16 protein-coding genes are annotated in these 18,322 nt (G+C 41.1%); 6 read left to right on the forward strand and 10 right to left on the reverse strand.

The window, feature by feature from the left end; genetic code table 11:
- Positions 1-55 precede the first annotated feature (55 nt).
- The 8 genes from P3L40_RS12225 to P3L40_RS12260 form a co-directional block, all read right to left on the reverse strand.
- Complete coding sequence (locus tag P3L40_RS12225) at positions 56-1,198, reverse strand: ABC transporter substrate-binding protein (RefSeq protein ID WP_196731600.1); 1,143 nt, start codon at positions 1,196-1,198, stop codon at positions 56-58.
- 21 nt (positions 1,199-1,219) lie between these two features.
- On the reverse strand, positions 1,220-3,343 hold the full coding sequence (locus P3L40_RS12230; RefSeq protein ID WP_196731561.1) for a TonB-dependent receptor family protein: 2,124 nt from the start codon (positions 3,341-3,343) through the stop codon (positions 1,220-1,222).
- A 237-nt stretch (positions 3,344-3,580) separates the two neighbouring features.
- Positions 3,581-4,435, reverse strand: coding sequence for a dimethyl sulfoxide reductase anchor subunit family protein (locus P3L40_RS12235; RefSeq protein WP_110591637.1), 855 nt, complete (start codon positions 4,433-4,435; stop codon positions 3,581-3,583).
- An 11-nt stretch (positions 4,436-4,446) separates the two neighbouring features.
- Positions 4,447-4,989 (reverse strand): DMSO/selenate family reductase complex B subunit, encoded by a 543-nt coding sequence (locus tag P3L40_RS12240; RefSeq protein ID WP_004264054.1) that lies wholly within the window; start codon positions 4,987-4,989, stop codon positions 4,447-4,449.
- Positions 4,990-5,002: 13 nt separating this feature from the next.
- Positions 5,003-7,585, reverse strand: a complete 2,583-nt coding sequence (locus P3L40_RS12245) for a molybdopterin-dependent oxidoreductase (protein ID WP_210852577.1) — start codon at positions 7,583-7,585, stop codon at positions 5,003-5,005.
- Between the two features lie 29 nt (positions 7,586-7,614).
- Positions 7,615-8,304, reverse strand: a complete 690-nt coding sequence (locus tag P3L40_RS12250) for a molecular chaperone (protein ID WP_210852575.1) — start codon at positions 8,302-8,304, stop codon at positions 7,615-7,617.
- Positions 8,305-8,314: 10 nt separating this feature from the next.
- The gene (locus P3L40_RS12255) at positions 8,315-9,658 is read right to left on the reverse strand and encodes a radical SAM protein (protein WP_110591634.1); all 1,344 of its coding nucleotides are present in this window, start codon (positions 9,656-9,658) and stop codon (positions 8,315-8,317) included.
- 658 nt (positions 9,659-10,316) lie between these two features.
- Positions 10,317-10,796: an Lrp/AsnC family transcriptional regulator gene (locus P3L40_RS12260; protein WP_004264035.1), complete on the reverse strand. Its 480-nt coding sequence runs from the start codon at positions 10,794-10,796 to the stop codon at positions 10,317-10,319.
- A gap of 155 nt (positions 10,797-10,951) precedes the next feature.
- On the opposite strand from P3L40_RS12260, the gene P3L40_RS12265 reads away from it, so the two are divergent.
- Positions 10,952-11,563 carry a LysE family translocator gene (locus tag P3L40_RS12265; protein ID WP_094962493.1) on the forward strand — a complete coding sequence of 204 codons (612 nt, stop codon included), beginning with the start codon at positions 10,952-10,954 and terminating at the stop codon, positions 11,561-11,563.
- On the opposite strand, the gene P3L40_RS12270 is transcribed toward P3L40_RS12265, so the two are convergent.
- Together P3L40_RS12270 and P3L40_RS12275 are read right to left on the reverse strand one after the other, a co-directional pair.
- Positions 11,560-12,126 (reverse strand): HutD family protein, encoded by a 567-nt coding sequence (locus tag P3L40_RS12270; RefSeq protein WP_226616984.1) that lies wholly within the window; start codon positions 12,124-12,126, stop codon positions 11,560-11,562. The two genes, P3L40_RS12265 and P3L40_RS12270, sit on opposite strands and share 4 nt — an antisense overlap.
- 95 nt (positions 12,127-12,221) lie before the next feature.
- On the reverse strand, positions 12,222-13,646 hold the full coding sequence (locus P3L40_RS12275; RefSeq protein WP_004264022.1) for a PLP-dependent aminotransferase family protein: 1,425 nt from the start codon (positions 13,644-13,646) through the stop codon (positions 12,222-12,224).
- A 247-nt stretch (positions 13,647-13,893) separates the two neighbouring features.
- On the opposite strand from P3L40_RS12275, the gene P3L40_RS12280 reads away from it, so the two are divergent.
- The 5 genes from P3L40_RS12280 (at position 13,894) to zinT (ending at position 18,283) form a co-directional block, all read left to right on the forward strand.
- Complete coding sequence (locus P3L40_RS12280; RefSeq protein WP_140170537.1) at positions 13,894-15,231, forward strand: cytochrome ubiquinol oxidase subunit I; 1,338 nt, start codon at positions 13,894-13,896, stop codon at positions 15,229-15,231.
- Positions 15,221-16,231 carry a cytochrome d ubiquinol oxidase subunit II gene (cydB, locus tag P3L40_RS12285; protein ID WP_210852573.1) on the forward strand — a complete coding sequence of 337 codons (1,011 nt, stop codon included), beginning with the start codon at positions 15,221-15,223 and terminating at the stop codon, positions 16,229-16,231. The genes P3L40_RS12280 and cydB overlap by 11 nt, the downstream gene beginning before the upstream one ends.
- Complete coding sequence (locus P3L40_RS12290; RefSeq protein ID WP_050763788.1) at positions 16,188-16,367, forward strand: DUF2474 domain-containing protein; 180 nt, start codon at positions 16,188-16,190, stop codon at positions 16,365-16,367. The genes cydB and P3L40_RS12290 overlap by 44 nt, the downstream gene beginning before the upstream one ends.
- Before the next feature lie 214 nt (positions 16,368-16,581).
- Positions 16,582-17,421 carry a siderophore-interacting protein gene (locus P3L40_RS12295; RefSeq protein ID WP_094962487.1) on the forward strand — a complete coding sequence of 280 codons (840 nt, stop codon included), beginning with the start codon at positions 16,582-16,584 and terminating at the stop codon, positions 17,419-17,421.
- Between the two features lie 217 nt (positions 17,422-17,638).
- Positions 17,639-18,283: a metal-binding protein ZinT gene (zinT, locus tag P3L40_RS12300; RefSeq protein ID WP_136135202.1), complete on the forward strand. Its 645-nt coding sequence runs from the start codon at positions 17,639-17,641 to the stop codon at positions 18,281-18,283.
- Positions 18,284-18,322: the final 39 nt, after the last annotated feature.

Here is an 18,322-nt window from a genome sequence, read left to right on the forward strand (position 1 = left end):
AAATTTGCCCGCTTTAACTGCCAACACCACTAAAGCGGGCTATATGAGAAGATAATTATTCCGCTTGAACCCAAAACACACCATCCCCCTCTAGGGCAGTGAAAGTTTTGTGTAAGTAATCGCTATCTGCTTGCGGATCAAGGTCTGCAAACAACTCTGGGTGGATAAATTTTGCAATCGCTTCCACCGCAATAATGTTAAATGGCGTATCGTAGTATTGCTGGTATAACGCTAATACTTGCTTGTTTTTGTAAGCAGATAATGAACGAAACTTAGGGCGATCCATTAGCTTACTCAAGCGGGCTAAAGACTTTTGTTTATCCCCCGTATAACCTAACGGCACAGAAGCACTACCTTTACGGGTACTATCCCAATCAGCTGCGGTCATTAAATAATAATCAGGGTTGCTGTGAATCAATTGTTCTTCACTGATTTCCCCACCCATTCCAATACTAAACCATTGTGAACCAAGGTTATTCCCGCCTGCCGTTTCAACAAATTCGCCAAAATTACCATTACCGAACGTTTTACAGCAATAATCTTCCCCTTGGATACCAGCAGCTCGTTCAATGAATACGCTTGGACGCTGCTCTTTGCTAAGTTTAGCCACTCTTGAACGGATTAAGTCTAACTTTTGTTGATAAAACTGATTAAATGCTTGTGCTTGTTGTTCCTCACCGAATACTTGGCCAAGTAATGCCATACTCGGCATGGTATTTTTTAATGGATATTGCCTAAAGTCGATAAAAATAACGGGTAAACCACTTTTTTCCAATAACGATAAGGTGCCACTTTCAGCAAGCTTACTTTTTAAGCCAATATCAAAAATTAACAAATCAGGTTGAGCTACTAAGGCCTTTTCAACACTAAAATCTGTCGTATAAGGGTTGGGAAAAACAGGTATTTGACTGAGTTGTGGAAATTTTTTGCTGTACGCAACACTCAAATCAGGCGCTTTTTTAATTAACGCATCATCCCAAGCAATAATCCCTTTTAATGGGTCTTGCGGATGTAATATATTTAACGCAACTAAAACACGGCTGTCCGCCAGCATCACTCGAGATACAGGGGCATTAACCGTCACATCCCTACCCGCAATATCCGTCACAGTGATAGGTGCCGCCAAACTATTAGTTGAAAATAGTAGGCTAACAGCACTAAGAATCAGCACGAATGCATTGATAAGTTTTCTCATCATCATTGTTCTGCCTTATTTTTATTAAAATTTTACGGATGCTTGAACATAGTAAGTTCTTGGCTGCCCCACATAGATACCATAATTGTTATCCGTAGAACGTGTAAAATAAGTTTGATCAAAAAGATTTTTAATACCAGCAGATAGCGTTAAATCAGACAAACTTTTTCCAAAATGGTACTCGCCTCGTGCGTCCCACACCATATAACCGGGGATTGTTCCGTATCGGCCATCAGCACTTGGTTTTGTTATATAATGGCTTGATGTTCCTGGCGATTCTTGGGTAGATTGTGCATAAGTATTTAAGTTCCATACCCAATTACCAATTTCATAACGGCTACCTGCGGTAAAGACTTGCCGTGAATAAAACGGTAAATCCTTATGAGCGAAATCCCCTTTTTTACTTACCGCTTTAGTGTAGGTATAAGTACTATACACACTTATACCATCCAATTTATCGCTCAGCTCAGACAGGTTATACCTTGCCGCCAATTCCACACCTTGATGAGTTGTGGCTCCCAAATTTGTCCAACCCGTTGTATTTTCAACGTAAAGTAATTGGTCATCGAAATCGATATAAAATAATGTCGCTTCAAGAGATAGCGCAGTATTATCGTATTTAGTCCCCACTTCATAGTTATGTGCTTTTTCTGCACTTAACCCATTTGCGGGTGAATTCCCTACCCCTTTCGTATTCAACTGAAAATACTGCAAACTGCCAAATGACGTACTGGCATTGGCAAATAGTTTCCATTCATCATCAATGTGATAGATCACCGCTAGCGCAGGAAGCGGTTCGCTATATCGCTTACTTCTGTTTTGGTTTTTAAAACTGTCATTTAAATGAATATTAATGTTCTCATAGCGGATCCCTGGGATCACCGTCCAATTACCAACATCAATGGTGTCATCAAGGTAAATAGCATGGGCTTCTGTTCCACCTGATGTGTGTTGGTAATAATCATTAGTACTCGGCCGCGAACTTTGAGTGCCGGCTTGGTACCAATTTGAACGGTAAGCTTTTTCGTCTGCGGTTTCATTTAAATAACGGTATCCCACCGTCACTTCATGTGAAATATCATTAAAACGGAATAATTGTGAATAACTCGGTTCAATTGCATACGCGGTATAGTGACGAGGGTAAGAAACTAACCGTCTTTCATTCGCTTTATCTTTATGGTCACTTTCTATATAACTCCCCCGATAACTTTTACTAAACCATGTCATTAACTCAAATTGTTTATCATCTTCTTCATGTTTATATTTCAATGACATGTCTTGTCGATTTCCTTCAAAACGGTCATAAGGCCGTGTTGATTGGAATGGGTCAGCCTTATATTGCGCTTGAGTTAGCCCACCTGGCATACCTGACATTGCATGATAATAATGAAAATTAGCCAGTAACTCATCGTTATCGGTTATGGCATAACGTGTTTTTAAAATCAGGTCATCAATATCTGTATTATCATTGCTTTTACGGTAGCCCTGCCCATGTAACCCTGAATACAGCAGTATCGCTCCCGCAGAGTCATCGGCTTTTGAGCCCCCCACGGACGCATCGACTAGGGTTTTGAGCCCTCCTGTTTTAGCCCCTTGGGTTTGTAACGAAACACCACCAGAAAAGTCTTTCGGGATAGGTTTTGTCACAAAGTTAATGACGCCACCCACATTTTGTGGCCCATAACGTACGGAAGCTCCTCCGCGGATCACATCAATAGATTCAATACTCCCTAGTGATAATGGCGACATCGACAGCTGAGGTTGGCCATAAGGAGCTGCCGCTAGTGGCATACCATCGAGTAAAATCGTTGAGCGGGGTGAAAGGCGTGAGGTTAACCCACGAACCCCAACATTCAAGGAAACATCGCTCCCACCTGTCCCGTTACTTTCTCGTACCTGCACACCGGGTATCCCTTTCAATGCATCAGCAATGGTTTCACTGCCTGATTCTTTAATTTGTTGTTGCGTTTTTACCGTTCGAGCACCTGGGTGATTAAATACCACCTCACCATCTTCAGTATTTTCAAGCCAATTGCCTGTAACTGTAATCTGATCATTTTTTGGATTATCAACAGCAAATACATGATAAGGCGCTAATGCCGCTGAAATAGCTAATGATATGAGTAGCTTGCTAGTTTTTAAATTCATAAGGAATAAGCAATAAAGGAGATTAAGAGAGATAATGATAATTATAATCATTACAGACAATCAACTTAATTTACTATTTATTTTGAAATTATTCTGTTTTAATTCCTTATTATATAAAGGGTTATTGACTCATTGAGAGTGAAGAGAACTAAAAAAACCGAGGGAGCTTCCCCTCGGTTAACATTATTGGTAAACATGATATAATTAGAGGTAAATATCATTTTGCCTCTAAAGGCATTAACCACCCAGTGAGAAAAATACCACTCGGCCAACCCCTTCTCCGACAAAAATACAGAGTGTTGCCAGTGACATAACGAATGTTGCATTCACATTGCGCCCATTTTTTTGGCACAGTAAACGGCCAACAAACAAGACTCCTAATGCAATAAGTATGACTCTAACAATGCTTAAGTTCACTAAACCCTCAGGTAGTTCACGCGGCGTCATTCCCATATAAATAGGCTCCCCGATATTTCCGAGTAGAGATAATGCGCCCAGCAGCATAAGTAAGATCCCAATAACACCAATACCAAGTGTAATTTTAACCACGCGCTTTAATTGCTCTTCTTTATCATTGCGACGTAAAGAACCTACCAGTAATAATGCCGCTATCACGCCACCAACCAGTAATACCGCCCCAAAGAAACTGGCGTAGGTAAATAAGCCATTCCAGAGATTAAACAAGGTGTTAGCATACAATGCTGACATTGCGTACATATAGATAATACCTGCTAACGCACTAAGCAACAGTAGCAGCGCGTTCGCTTTTTGTTTCAGCAATAGCAGCGCGACACTGAAAAATAATAGCGCCATATAAATTGCAGTCGCCCACACTTCGCGACTCATCCATGAGGTCGATACATGCAACATGGTATAAAACATGTGTAGCGGGTTACCCATATGAAATAATGAACCCAATAACCCAACACAGCCCAGAACAAAACTAGCTAGAACAGGCAGTTTAATAAACTGGACGCTTTGTAGGTTATTTCCGCCTTCAAGCACACGAAAATAGCATACTAATGAAACTAACAAGCACCCCACAGAAGCTTGCATAAATAAGGTGAAAATCACCAACGGAAATTCATGCATGATAATTCTCCTTATCCTTTTGTACCGACAACTAGGTTCGGTTTGGTAATACTTGAGCTAGGTAGCCCGGCAATATCTGCATTCGAGCCATATTTTTTACGTAATTCGCTAATTAGACCGAACTCAATCGCACGCATAGGGCAAGAATCAACACACATTGGATTTCCTCCTTTTTCACGGAGATCAAGACAAGTGTCGCACTTAGTCATCATTCCAATACTGGCATCAAACTGAGGTGCTTCATATGGACAAGCCCACGTACAATAGCGGCAACCCACACATTTATCATGGTCGACTAAGACAACGCCATCTTCCTCTCGTTTGTGCATTGCGGTGGTAGGACAATGACTTACACATTGCGGATCATCACAATGGTTACAGGCAATAGACAAATGCCAAGTCCGAGGACGTGGATACTCCCCCACTTCAATATCATACACACGGCGAAAGTTGCGCCCGACTTCAAGGTCATTTTTGTCTTTACATGCAACAACACAGGTCTTACAACCAATGCAAGTGGCAACATTAATATAAAATCCGACTTGTTTATCCATTTCTTATTGCCCCCTAAAATATAATACGCTGTGGAATTGCTGCATCTGGAACTAACTGGTCACCATGCCATTTTTCGATATTACATAGCATCGTGTTCCACCCTGATGTACCAAGCCCTGTAGGGACTTGAATGGTTAGCGTATTGTCGGCCCCCGCCATATCTATCCCTGTTTTTTCGTCAACATCGATCCAACTGCCATGGGGTAGTGCGACCACACCCGGCTTCATCGTTTGTGTCACCAATGCAGGGCGCACAATCTTCCCTTGTGGGCTCGTTATCAACACAGTTTCACCGTGTTTAATACCTAAACGTTTCGCATCAGACGCATTGATATAAATTGGGCTTGGCCACTGCTCACGTAACCAAGGCACATTATCAAGCGTGCTGTGAGAGCGGCGTAAATAGTGTGGATTATAGATTTGGAATGGGTAATCCCCTTTCTCCTTCTTCGAGAAATCGCTAAAGCTAGCCTCGTAACCACTTGCAGACGGAATATACTCAGGAATTGGTGGTAATTTAGTCCAGCCACACTCATCGGCTTTTTCGACTAATGTTTGGCAGTAAATTTCAAATTTGCCACTTGGTGTTGGTCGTGGATTGGCCTGTGGGTCGCGAATGAAATCTTCATAGGCAATATAGCCATAGTTATCACCAGCAGTCCGTTTTACTTGGTATTTCCCAACAGTAAGAAATTCATTGAGGGTAATTCGCCCCTGTTGTGGCTTGCCTGTTACTTGCCATTCATCAATATCCGCTTGAGTGATTGTGATTAATGGTTCTGTTGTCTTACCATCTTCACCAATGATTGTTGCACCATTGAGTTTATTGAAAAATTGTTGTTTTTCCGAAACAGGAAAAACTTCATCGACATTAATACCTAGACGCTTACCTATTTCTTTGGCGATCCATTGGTCACTTCTCGCTTCATAAAGTGGTGGCGTTACATTCACCGCAGCTATCATAACTTCACGGTTACTTGGATTTAATATGGTTCCTTCACGCTCCCATTCAGTCGTCACCGGTAAGACAATATCCGAATATTTGGCGCAAGTATGCGGAACATACGCTGCGGTCACAACCAATTCCACATCTTTACGGTAGGCCTCAACGCTTTGCGAAATATTGGCTCGTGTTTGTAACGTGGCATTGAATGGATGAATGATCATTTGGATATTTGCATCGACATCTCCCACACCACGTTGGCGGAATTTTTTCTCTAATAATGCACGGTTAAGCTCATTGTGATTGATTTTTAAACTGACTGGGTTTGGTACTGAAGGTAGCCCACTTGCTCCCGCCATAACGAGCCGCGTGCCATTATTTCCAGCAGCGAAATGGCAACTAACCCCTGTCATCCGGCCAGGCCTTCCCATATGGCCAGTCATAAAGCCTAAGGTTGAGAATGCTTGCACCCACCCTTCACCATTATGAATTCGAGCAGGTGCCCAACCTGTAAGCAATGCGACTCGGTTAGTGCCACCGATTTCACGTGCCAAAGTGCGAATATCACTCACTGACAGCCCACAAATATTAGAGGCCCACTCAGGTGTTTTTGGCTCTCCCGTATAGGTGCCTAATAGATAATCTTTGAAGTTCCCTTTCGGGTCTGCGCCTGCGGGCATATTACTTTCATCAAAACCAACTGTGCAACGGCGTAAAAAATCCCAGTCAATCAACGGACTGTCAGGGCTATCCATTTCTAATAGTGCGTACATAATACCCAGTGCTAATGCATGGTCAGTACCCGGATTGATGGGGTACCAATCTGCATCCATTAACTCTGCCGTCGTCGTATAACTTGGGTCAATGCTAATGAAGCGAGCCCCAGCTTTTTTTGCCTGATAATAATTATAGGTTGGGCTACCCGGGCTACTCCACGCTGGGTTTGCCCCCCACATCACGATCAACTGGGAGTTACGCATATCAAAACGGTCATTGGTACCAAAGGTATAAAATCCTTCAAGTAATCCTAAATGGGCTGGTGTTTCAAACCATGCTCCCCACGAAGTTGTTCCCCAATCCCCAACAAAACCCCCCGCTTTGGCGTAAACGTTTTGGATATCAACACCGTTACCACCCGTGATCCAAATAGACTCGTTACCATATTTTTCTTTAATACGTTTCGACTCTGATGCCACAATATCTAATGCTTCATCCCAACTGATGCGCACCCATTGGTCCCGTCCTCGTAAGCTTTTGTCCCCACCACCCGGGGCCCAGCCTTTACGCTTCATGGGGTATTTCAGACGATCCGCCCCAAAAACTTGTTTACGTTGTGAACGACCACGTAAACAACCTCGCTGTTGTGGGAAATCAGGAGAATCTGCAACCACATCATCTGTTTTTTGTCTAACAACGACACCATCGACCACCAATGCTTTATTAACACAGCGGCCACCACAGTTATGCCAACAGGCTACGGGTTTCCATTTCCCTTGAGTCACTGCATCAGTGGCTTGTGCAACTGCTTTTTCCTCCTCTGGTGTTGCCGCATATAATTGCTTACTCAGCGGTAACGTAGCCATTACTGATGCCGCTGATGTCCAAGCTATAAATGAACGGCGACTTAAGGCTATTTTCTGTCTTTCTGACATTGCTCTTACCTCTTCATTTTGTTTTATTATTATAAATTGACTAATTCATTGATTTTTTTAATATCATTGCGTAAAAAAAGTTCAAGTAATGAACTTAATTGACGATAAAATACGGTTTCTGCATGGTTATGCATTGAGCGGCAAAATAGCGTAATAAAAGCCAATAAATGGGTATTCAGGAATGTCGCAGACCCGAGCAATAATGCGTTTACTTTAGTCCAATCAACATTTTCAGTTTCTCTATCAATAACTTCAGTAATACGCAGACTTAAATGCCACATAAAATCTAACTCATAACCAATATGGTCAGCGGCTTCCATATCACCTTCTGGCAAGTGAACGCCATACTGTTCATAAAAAGACTTCACTGCTAAGGTACTTTCTTGAAATAACAATTTGTCACGAGAAACATACGTTGATTCCCATGGCGCTGCCGGCGGGGCTTCTGGGCCAATAAATAAGCGAGTAAAATCCCAATGCAAATTTTCGAAATCTTCGTTATTGGCTTGTATCCGCCTATTGTTTAAGTCTTTATGCATCTCATTTATCGCATTTTTCATTGCAGGTAATGCTTCATCACAGGGGAATAACAACAACCCTGAATCACTTAAATAACTTAATAATTCTGGCGTCGGTTCTTCCATAAACAAGCGCCGTAATACGTCATAAGCAAATTGACGCGCATAAAGAAAATCTAAAATTTGGTCATCATTGGTCATAAATGTTTCCCTACAGGTCAGTCAATAAAAATTCAGTGGGTGTGGTGAGTTCAACTCGCACTTCTTTAATTAAAGGATTGCCCTGTTCATCGGGCTCAATAATGTGGGAAGTCAATGCAATAGGTAGTTTGGCTAGCGGGGTTAATAAGCAAATTGCTTCAGGATTAAACTGCAAAAATCCATGCAACAATTCTTGATGATAAGAAACGCCTGCGTTTTTCAATAAAACCGCCACTTTTTCACAATCGTCACCAAAAACTTTGGCGCTTTTAAAAAAATAATCCCGAGAGGAAAAAATATAATGCTTTCCTATTATTTGTTCGTTGTGTTCAAAAAAAGCATTGCTTTGGTACACTTGCCCAGTATGCTTATTTTCTAAAGAGCAGTAGTGCACTCCAATAGATAACTGATTTTCTAGTGCAAATTTAAGAACACGGAGGCAGGCTAGTTCACTCTGTGCGACAGCTAATCCACCTGCATACCAATAGTTGTAATACACCTCATAAGGTGGGTTTTTAAGCATGAACCCGCGAGTTTGATAAGCCTCGCTATTTGTTAGTGGAAAGCAAAACTCTAATAAATTGATACCATCAATACCAATATCATCAAGCTGAGTAAGTAATTGATACATCTGCGGTTCTGTACCGGGGATCACGGGCATTTCCACCATTACAGTTGGAAAAATTTCGCGAGCTAAAGTAATGCGATGTAAAACTTTAGTAATTCGTTCTTTAGGATCATCAATTTTGATACTAAAGCGGATTTCTTGTAGACCAGCTTTAGCTAGAGCTAATGCCGTATTACGGTCTAATGGATCACCTGCTGTATATAAACGGCTATGAGCTAAAGGTAATTTCTGTTGGACTGCTTGGAAAAACGCAATGCTTTCTTGGCGAAAAAGTAAAGGTTCCCCTCCTGTTAATGCGATATGGGTAAGTGGATAGCCTTGTTCTGCTATCGCATCAACTTCACCAATAGCATCACGCATTTCCTCTTGAAATTCCTGATAATTTTCTTGATTTGGGTTAAAGCAAAAGTAACAATCGCGGTGGCATTTTAAGGACAAAAATGTCGTGTGGCTCCCTTCCCCTGTACGGCATTGTACACAAGCACTTGATAACCAATTACAATGTATACTCTTTCCATTATTCGCAAAAATTGCGCCTTTACTTTTTATATCTAGTTTGAGTTGTTCAATCTCATGTTGCTGTGCAAAAGGGTCTTCAAAATTAAGTCCATATTCGATAATTGCCTGCTGTGTTTGCTGTTCAATATCCAAATAGCGAATAGCATAACGCTTAAACTTTTGGTTATTTACTGTAGAGATTGTTCTATCTGTAATAGGATAGATCATAAATTTACCTTCAATTTATGAGCAAATAGTTCCTATTATTCGTTGAATTTTCAATTGGACTCAGATCGCAAATAATCAATTAATAGACGGGTATGACAATACCTGTGACAATTAGAAAAATGCTTATAAAGACTCACATCATTACCGATTAAATTGAAAATATTTTTTAAATAAGAAATATTCGCATTATTTTATTTTGATTTAGTATTAATGGCAGTATAAGTTAGTGGCATTATATGATGTTGCGCAAGATCAAAAAAACTTTCCTTTCATTATTTATATATCAACCAATTAGCTGATACTGCCAGCATAGCCAAATTATTACTCAGCAACGTTCTCATTATATGAGAATAATCTCATCAAATAAGTCGCTATATAAAAACTAAATAGCCAATTAGACAACACTTAAAAATAAAATAAAACTAACCTGTTAACATTAAAATAATCATAATAATATTTCAATTTGTAAAATTAAAATTCAAAAAATGTTCATCTATTCATTTTTGTATTATTATTTATTTTTATCTTATAAAAATAAATCTCCCCAACAAATAAAGCATAGTGACTATTTATCCTTTTTATCATATTTAATTTATATAATTAAAATTAATCGTTAAGCATTTTCAATTTGTCACTATCGTTCTATTAGCTATTATCATCAAAGTGGTAAAGCATAAGTAACCTTAACCGTTTCCATTGGTACCTCCGTCTTAATACTTTGAATACTACTAATTTGTGTTAAATGATCCGCATGGAAACGACGATATGAAGCTAAGTCTTCCGTCACAATACGGATCAGTGCATCACATTCCCCAGCCATTAGATGGCATTCGACGACTTCAGGCATCTGTTTAATGTCTTCAACGAATTGGTTGATGGTTTTAGCATCCTGTGTTTTAAACCAAATACGAGCAAATAAAGAAAGGCCAGCTCCAATTTTACTGCCATCCAACACCGCTACATAACGTTTGATAACCCCAGCCTCTTCAAGTAATTTCACGCGACGTAGGCAAGGTGACGGGGAAAGCCCCACTTCTTTAGCTAATTCAATATTCTGAATTTTTCCATCTCTTTGTAATACTTGTAAGATATGCCTATCAATGGCATCCAGTTTTAGTCTACTTTCCTTCATTGGCATTCCACCTCAATTTTATATTAATTAATGATATTAAATACCAATTTTTGTTTGTTTTAAAGCAATAAAAAAATCCAATATCATTGGATTATCGCTATAATTTTATCGCTACTGGCCAGTTGCGTGAAAATAACAATGAACAATAATGAGGAATTGAAATGGAGTTACAGAACTTACTCTTATTTAGCGCAACCGTGATCCCTTTAGTCTGCACACCAGGCCCAGACATTCTATTTATTTCCGCACAAGGATTATCAGGAGGAACCTCAGCGGCCTTGAAAGCGAATTTGGGTATTATATTGGGTTATGTGGCACATGCGATTCTGGCTGCACTTGGTTTAGCGGCGATTGTTGCAGCTTCACCCATGATTTTCCACACCATTAAATGGGTTGGGGTCGCTTATGTCACTTACCTTGCTATTCGCATGGTGTTATCTGCAATGAAAGCCGGAGACTTAAGAATTCAAACTGTGTCAACAAAGGCGGTCGTGGGTAAAGCATTTTTAACTAGCTTTCTTAACCCCAAGGGGTTACTGGTGTATTTTGCTATTTTACCGAATTTCATTAAGCTAACAGAAAGTGTCGCTGTCCAATCCTTGATACTTTCAGCCACTTTTATACTTTCGTGTGTCTTGATCTACGGCGTAATAGGTGCATTATTTGCATCCATGCATAATAAACAAGCTTATAATGATAAAAAACGTCGTATAACCGAAGGTGTTGCAGGTGGAATGCTAACGCTAGCCGCTATCGGTTTAGCAACCAGTTAGCGGGGTAATAACTCAATCCAGATTAACTTGCTATCGGTGCTAAGTGGTTTTATATCTCCTTCACCGATATCAGGTAACCACCACGCTCCCTGTCCTTGCGCCATATGATGGCAATTTGCCCCTGAAATTTCCCATTCGCCATTGAGCACGTAGACTAACCCCGCTTGGTTGGCGGGTAATCTACAATCTTCAGTGATGAAATAGTTTATAGCCACCCACCTATCATCTCGAAAAATAAAATTCATTAACTTAACTGATGGCTCTGAGACTTTTACCGCGCAAAATTGCTGAGCTGAAAATTGGGCGTGATCACCTGCGCGCTCTAGGCGATGCTCAAACGCTTTGGTATCGGTTAAAAGAAGCGGCTGGTCATTCAACAATACCACCAGCCTTTCCCCTTCTGCATAGCGCTTTAAATAGCTATCTTGGTTAATGGTTGCAATGCTTGCGCGTAATGAATAATCCGATGCAACCGGCCAGCAAAACACTTCTTGGCTGGCCCCCGCACCATCATTCCAATCAAGGATAGGTAATTCCATTATGTCAAAACATTTTATTTTCACATTACCTCCCGTCTGTTGCTGCTAACACATTTAGATTTATACCTAGATTGGCAAAGTTAATCTTTCAGGGCAATGAATTAACGATGATAATGTGACTAATCACGCCTCTCATTGATTAAAAAGTGACATAAACGACCTAAAGTTTTCATTGCTTCCTCCACCCTCTCATTCCATGTAAACGATGCATTAAGACGAAATGCATGATTAAACTGGTCACTTGTGGAAAACATGCTCCCCGGCGCGATACTGATACCTTCTTTTAGTGCGAGTTGATACAACCGAATTGCATTAAACGGCGGTTCAAACTCTAGCCATAAAAAATACCCACCTTTTGGTGTATTAACTTTTACTGACTGAGGCATGTATTTTGCTATTGCACTCAACATTTGGTGCTGACGCTGTTCCATCGTTAAACGCAGTTTACGAAGGTGGCTGTCATATCCCCCTAATGATAAGTACTCCGCAATAGCTAATTGCGTGGGAACGCTGGCAGAAACGGTACTCATCATTTGTAAATGTTGAATTTTTGTCGCGTGTTGGCCTGCAGCCACCCAACCCACACGATACCCCGGTGCTAAACATTTCGAAAATGAAGAACAATGAAAGAAATTACCTTTAGTATCAAGTGCCTTTGCGGGTATTGGCTGTTTGCTACCAAAATAAAGTTCCCCATAAACATCGTCCTCAATTAAAGTAATTTGATGCTTATTAAGGATATCGACCAGACGTCTTTTGTTTGTTTGCGGCATCGTTCCGCCTAACGGATTTTGATAATGCGTCATTAGCCAACAGGCTTTAATTGGATATTTGCTCGCAATATCCTCTAATGCGTCAAGATCAATACCAAATAACGGGTCTGTTTTAATGGCAATGGCCTTAAGTTTTAACCGCTCAATTGCCTGAAGTGAACCATAGAATGCAGGAGATTCGATAACGACCCAATCCCCGGGCTGAGTCACCGATTGTAAACTCAAAACTAAAGATTCCATTGCCCCTGCTGTAATCACGATTTCATCCGGAGCGACATGGATCCCTTGGGTTGCATAACGCTGAGCAATGTTACGACGCAGTTGTTCATTACCAGGAGGCAAATTAGCCGGGGTATTAAATTTCGATAAGCGCCTAGCAACAGACGCAAGAGACTTCGCGAGTTTTGGATCATCCAATAAGGCGGGTTCTGGAAATGCAGAGCCAAATGGGATAATATTCGGGTCCTTACAAGCTTGTAGGACACCAAAAATAGAGGCATTAATCTCTACATTTTCATTCAAATGTAGCCCTTTTCCTCCTTTTGCGGCAGCAAATGCATTATTGCGGTTTGCCACGTAATACCCTGATTGCGGCCGAGCAACGACCCATCCTTGGCTTTCAAGTAACTGATATGCTTGCACAACAGTCATTAAACTTAAACCAGACTGTTTAACACTTTCCCTCAATGAAGGTAATCTGTCGCCCACTTGCCAGATATTGTCTTCAATTTGCTGACGAATTTGCGCTGCTAATTGTTCGTATCTCGTCATAGCCGCCTCAACTGTTATAGTTAATATCCCAATAATTGTTACTATTATAGTTTATCGTCTCATGTTCTACTTATCCACACATTCACCTGACTTTTTTTTAACTATAAGCACAAAAAATTTTTCGTTGAATTGCGGTTATTTTGCATTCAGGTGTGAGCAATTCCTTTTGCTAGGGATTAGCGCCTCAATTGCTCTCATCAAAACGTTAAATATTGCGTGCCATTAACATATCCACTCAGGGGTCAATATGTTTGGACTAACTGCGCTGGAACTTGCCCGTATACAATTTGCTTTTACGGTCTCGTTTCATATTATTTTTCCAGCCATTACTATTGGGCTAGCAAGTTACCTTGCGGTGCTACAAGGTCTATGGCTTAAAACTCGTGACGAGGACTATATAAAACTGTTCCATTTTTGGTCGAAAGTTTTTGCGGTTAATTTCGGAATGGGCGTTGTTTCTGGATTGGTGATGGCATACCAATTTGGTACCAACTGGAGTTTCTTTTCAGATTTTGCGGGTGGAATTACCGGCCCATTGCTCACGTATGAGGTATTAACCGCGTTCTTTCTTGAAGCCGGTTTCCTTGGTGTCATGCTGTTTGGCATGAACCGAGTGGGTGAAAAACTGCACTTTTTTGCCACCTGCATGGTTGCATTAGGTACCATCATTTCCACTTTCTGGATTTTGGCATCTAACAGTTTTATGCAAACACCGCAAGGTTTCGAAATCATCGATGGTCGTATCGTCCCCGTTGATTGGTTGGCCGTCATTTTCAACCCATCGTTTCCATACCGTTTATTGCACATGACCACGGCTGCTTTCCTTGCTGCGGCATTCTTTATTGGTGCTTCTGCGGCATGGCATTTACTCAAAGGCAATAAATCCAGTGCCATGAAAAAAATGTTTTCCATGTCCCTGTGGTTGATTTTAGTGTTAGCCCCTGTCCAAGCTTTAATCGGTGATGCTCACGGCCTAAACACACTTAAACATCAACCAGTTAAAGTTGCCGCAATGGAAGGTCACTGGGAAAACAAACCCGGAGAAGCCACCCCGCTAATCTTGTTTGGTATTCCAAACCAAGAGAAAGAAAAAACCGAATATGCCATCGAAATTCCGTATCTTGCGAGCCTGATATTAACCCATAGTATTGATAAACAAGTGCCTGCATTAAAAGAATACGCGCCAGAAGACAGGCCGAACGTGTTTATGGTGTTCTGGTCGTTCCGTGTAATGGTCGGGCTGGGCTTATTAATGATAGCGGCTGGAGTCTGGGGTTTATGGCTGCGTTATCGTAAAAATCTGTATGAATCCAAAACCTTCCTGCGCTTTATGTTCGTCATGGCACCTTCTGGGCTGATAGCCATCCTTGCAGGTTGGTTTACAACAGAAATTGGCCGCCAGCCATGGGTTGTTTATGGGCTACAACGAACCTCTGATGCGGTCAGTGCACATGGTGAAATGCACATGAGCATCAGTTTAATCGCCTTTTTTGTCGTTTATGGCGGTGTTTTCGGGATTGGCTATATGTACATGATGAAATTAATTCGTAAAGGTATCGCGGAGGACGCAGCTCATGGGCATTGATTTACCTCTCATTTGGTTTGTCATCATCGTATTTAGTATGTTGATGTATATTGTTATGGATGGTTTCGATTTGGGGATCGGTATTCTCTATCCAGCCCTAAAAGATAGCCAAGACCGTGATCTGATGATGAATAGCGTTGCCCCTGTGTGGGATGGCAATGAAACTTGGTTGGTTTTAGGTGGGGCCGCTTTATTTGGCGCCTTTCCTCTCGCTTATGCGATTGTCCTTGATGCCCTGTCAATTCCGTTAACTTTCATGTTATTGGCCTTGATTTTCCGTGGCGTCGCCTTTGAGTTTCGCTTTAGAGCGGACGAATCACACCGCCACCATTGGGATCACGCCTTTATTTGGGGTTCAATTTTTGCCACCTTTGTTCAAGGTGTGGTAGTTGGTGCCTTTATCCAAGGCTTCCATGTGGAAAACCGTGTTTACATGGGGGGTTACTTCGATTGGTTCGCACCTTTCCCACTATTTTGCGGATTTGGCCTCGTGGTCGCTTATGCACTACTAGCTTGTGGCTGGTTAATCATGAAAACTGAAGGCCACTTACGTAGCACAATGTATCGCGTTCTAAAACCATTAACATTACTGATGTTAGCGGTCATTGCGGTAATCAGCTTCTGGACCCCAATGTTAAATGAGGCAATCTTTGAGCGTTGGTTCTCACTGCCGAACCTGTTCTTCTTTTTACCTGTTCCGCTACTGGTATTAGCCTGTACTTGGTTGATCCTAAAAAACGCTAAGCGCCAACAACATGACAGCGTGCCATTCTTAGCGGCTTTAATGTTAATTTTCCTTGGGTTTACTGGTCTAGGTATCAGCATCTGGCCAACGCTCATTCCACCTGCAATAAGTTTCCGTGATGCCGCAGGCCCATCCGAAAGTTTAGGCTTTATGTTAGTGGGTGCGTTATTCATTATTCCTGTTATTTTGGTTTATACCTATTGGAGTTACTATGTCTTCAGAGGAAAAATTACCCCAGAACAAGGCTACCACTGATAACGTGGCAGCCTCCCCTTGGTGGAAAAAACTCGGTTGGATGGCCATTATCTGGTTCGGAAGTGTACTTGCTTTATTTGCATTTTCGTCAGTGTTTAAATTGATGATGACAGCCGCTGGAATGAAAGTGAAGTAATTTACCGTTCGATATGCCGTATGCTAAAAATCATACGGCATTTTTATTAAAATTAACGATTCATCACCGTGAATTGCCCTCTCTACTGCTGAGAATCTCTCTATATAAATATCCGCCCCCAATCATCCGCTAGCGGTTGCAACTTGCAAGTTTATTCATGATAATGATAATAATTACCATATAATAAAATTATCATTAATAAAGGAGATCGTCCGTGGCCACTGAACAACCTGTTGAAAAAAACATCTACCGCCCGGCTCCACCACAGCTCATTCAAGTCAAATCCATAACCGATATCAGCCCATCTATTCGTAGTATTACTTTCACCGGTGAAAGACTCAATACATACCCAACAGATTGTGAAGGTGGGCACCTGAAAATATTTTTAGCCCCTGATTTAATCAGCCAGCCCGCACTCCCTATCCTAAGTAAAGAAGGCCGTAGCTGGCCAGAAGACAAACCTCGCCCATTTGTTCGTACCTATACCGTCAGAGCCATCCGTCCAGAAGTTAGCGAGATAGATATTGAATTTGCTATGCATGATGGCGCAACTGGTCCTGCATATCTATTTGCTCGGGATGCAAAACCAGGAAATTGGATGGGAATTACCAACCCAGGTGGCCCAGACCCATTATTACCTGCCAGACAACATTACTTCATGGCTGGTGATTCAAGTTCCCTACCCGCTATCGCCGCATTATTAGAAAAAATGCCAGCGAATGCCCAAGGCAAAGTTGTACTACGATTAGATAACCCAAAAGACGTAAGAGAACTAAAAAAACCTGAACAAGTTGAGGTGATTTGGGTTTGTGGTGATATCACCAAAACCGCTGAATTAATTAGCACATTTAAGTCTTGGGACATCCCAAGCAGCGACTGCGCTTTCTGGATTGCGGGTGAAGACCAAATTATTCGTGATTTGCGTCGTTATATTCGTCGTGAAAAAGGTTTTGGTCGTGATGATATCTATGCGATCCCTTACTGGCGATATGGCTATGATGAGGAAGGTTACCATCATGAGCGCCATGCTGTAATGGATAATCCTGACGATTAACTTCACTTCAAATATTTAGTTCGCTTATTGGTTTATAAATTCTAATAAGCGAACTTATTTCCTGATCTTGCCTGTCTTCATCAAGTTGTTAGCCATTATATTCCTCAACAATAAACGCCCTAAAATACTTTTCATACCCATTAATGTTATGTTATAACGTAATGGTTTTTATGGTCGTTATATTCACTACAAAAATAGGAAAACCACTGTGTACAAAATGGCAATTTTAAAAACTAGTCTTTATATTGCATTAGCTCTCACTAGCTATACTGCTGTTGCTCATGGCTCACATAGTCACTCCCATCCACAATCAGAGAAAGCGCTACAAGCTTCAAAAGGGATTTTTGAAGATACTGACGTCAAAGACAGATCTCTTAGTGACTGGCAAGGCATCTGGGAATCTGTTAATCCATTACTATTAAATGGAAAACTTGATGAGGTTCTAGAAAGTAAAGCGAAGAAAAATAAAGACAAAACTGTTGAAGAGTATCGTGAATATTATAAAAAAGGTTATGCCACTGATGTTGACAGTATTGGTATTGAAAACGATGTTATTGAGTTTACTCAAAATGGTACTGTAAGTAGCTGTAAATATGACTACGCCGGTTACAAAATTCTTCATTATACTTCAGGAAAAAAAGGCGTTCGTTACTTATTTGAATGCAAAGATACAAACTCAAAAGCGCCTAAATTTATCCAGTTTAGTGACCATATTATTGAACCACAAGCCTCGGGGCATTTTCACCTATATATGGGAAATGAATCTCAGGAAAAATTATTAAGTCAGCTAGAAAATTGGCCAACTTATTACCCATATACCCTCACAGATGAGCAAATCGTACATGAGATGCTCTATCACTAATCGGCTTCCTATATAGGAGTCTAACCTATGCCCCGTGGG

The sequence above is a fragment of the Providencia sp. PROV040 genome (assembly GCF_032706145.1).
Classification (GTDB): Bacteria; Pseudomonadota; Gammaproteobacteria; order Enterobacterales; family Enterobacteriaceae; genus Providencia; species Providencia hangzhouensis.

Coding starts and splice junctions, on each gene's coding strand:
- P3L40_RS12225 (WP_196731600.1), bottom strand. CDS start 1,198: ATGATGAGAAAACTTATCAATGCATTCGTGCTGATTCTTAGTGCTGTT.
- P3L40_RS12230 (WP_196731561.1), bottom strand. CDS start 3,343: ATGAATTTAAAAACTAGCAAGCTACTCATATCATTAGCTATTTCAGCG.
- P3L40_RS12235 (WP_110591637.1), bottom strand. CDS start 4,435: ATGCATGAATTTCCGTTGGTGATTTTCACCTTATTTATGCAAGCTTCT.
- P3L40_RS12240 (WP_004264054.1), bottom strand. CDS start 4,989: ATGGATAAACAAGTCGGATTTTATATTAATGTTGCCACTTGCATTGGT.
- P3L40_RS12245 (WP_210852577.1), bottom strand. CDS start 7,585: ATGTCAGAAAGACAGAAAATAGCCTTAAGTCGCCGTTCATTTATAGCT.
- P3L40_RS12250 (WP_210852575.1), bottom strand. CDS start 8,304: ATGACCAATGATGACCAAATTTTAGATTTTCTTTATGCGCGTCAATTT.
- P3L40_RS12255 (WP_110591634.1), bottom strand. CDS start 9,658: ATGATCTATCCTATTACAGATAGAACAATCTCTACAGTAAATAACCAA.
- P3L40_RS12260 (WP_004264035.1), bottom strand. CDS start 10,796: ATGCCAATGAAGGAAAGTAGACTAAAACTGGATGCCATTGATAGGCAT.
- P3L40_RS12265 (WP_094962493.1), top strand. CDS start 10,952: ATGGAGTTACAGAACTTACTCTTATTTAGCGCAACCGTGATCCCTTTA.
- P3L40_RS12275 (WP_004264022.1), bottom strand. CDS start 13,646: ATGACGAGATACGAACAATTAGCAGCGCAAATTCGTCAGCAAATTGAA.
- P3L40_RS12280 (WP_140170537.1), top strand. CDS start 13,894: ATGTTTGGACTAACTGCGCTGGAACTTGCCCGTATACAATTTGCTTTT.
- cydB (WP_210852573.1), top strand. CDS start 15,221: ATGGGCATTGATTTACCTCTCATTTGGTTTGTCATCATCGTATTTAGT.
- P3L40_RS12290 (WP_050763788.1), top strand. CDS start 16,188: ATGTCTTCAGAGGAAAAATTACCCCAGAACAAGGCTACCACTGATAAC.
- zinT (WP_136135202.1), top strand. CDS start 17,639: ATGGCAATTTTAAAAACTAGTCTTTATATTGCATTAGCTCTCACTAGC.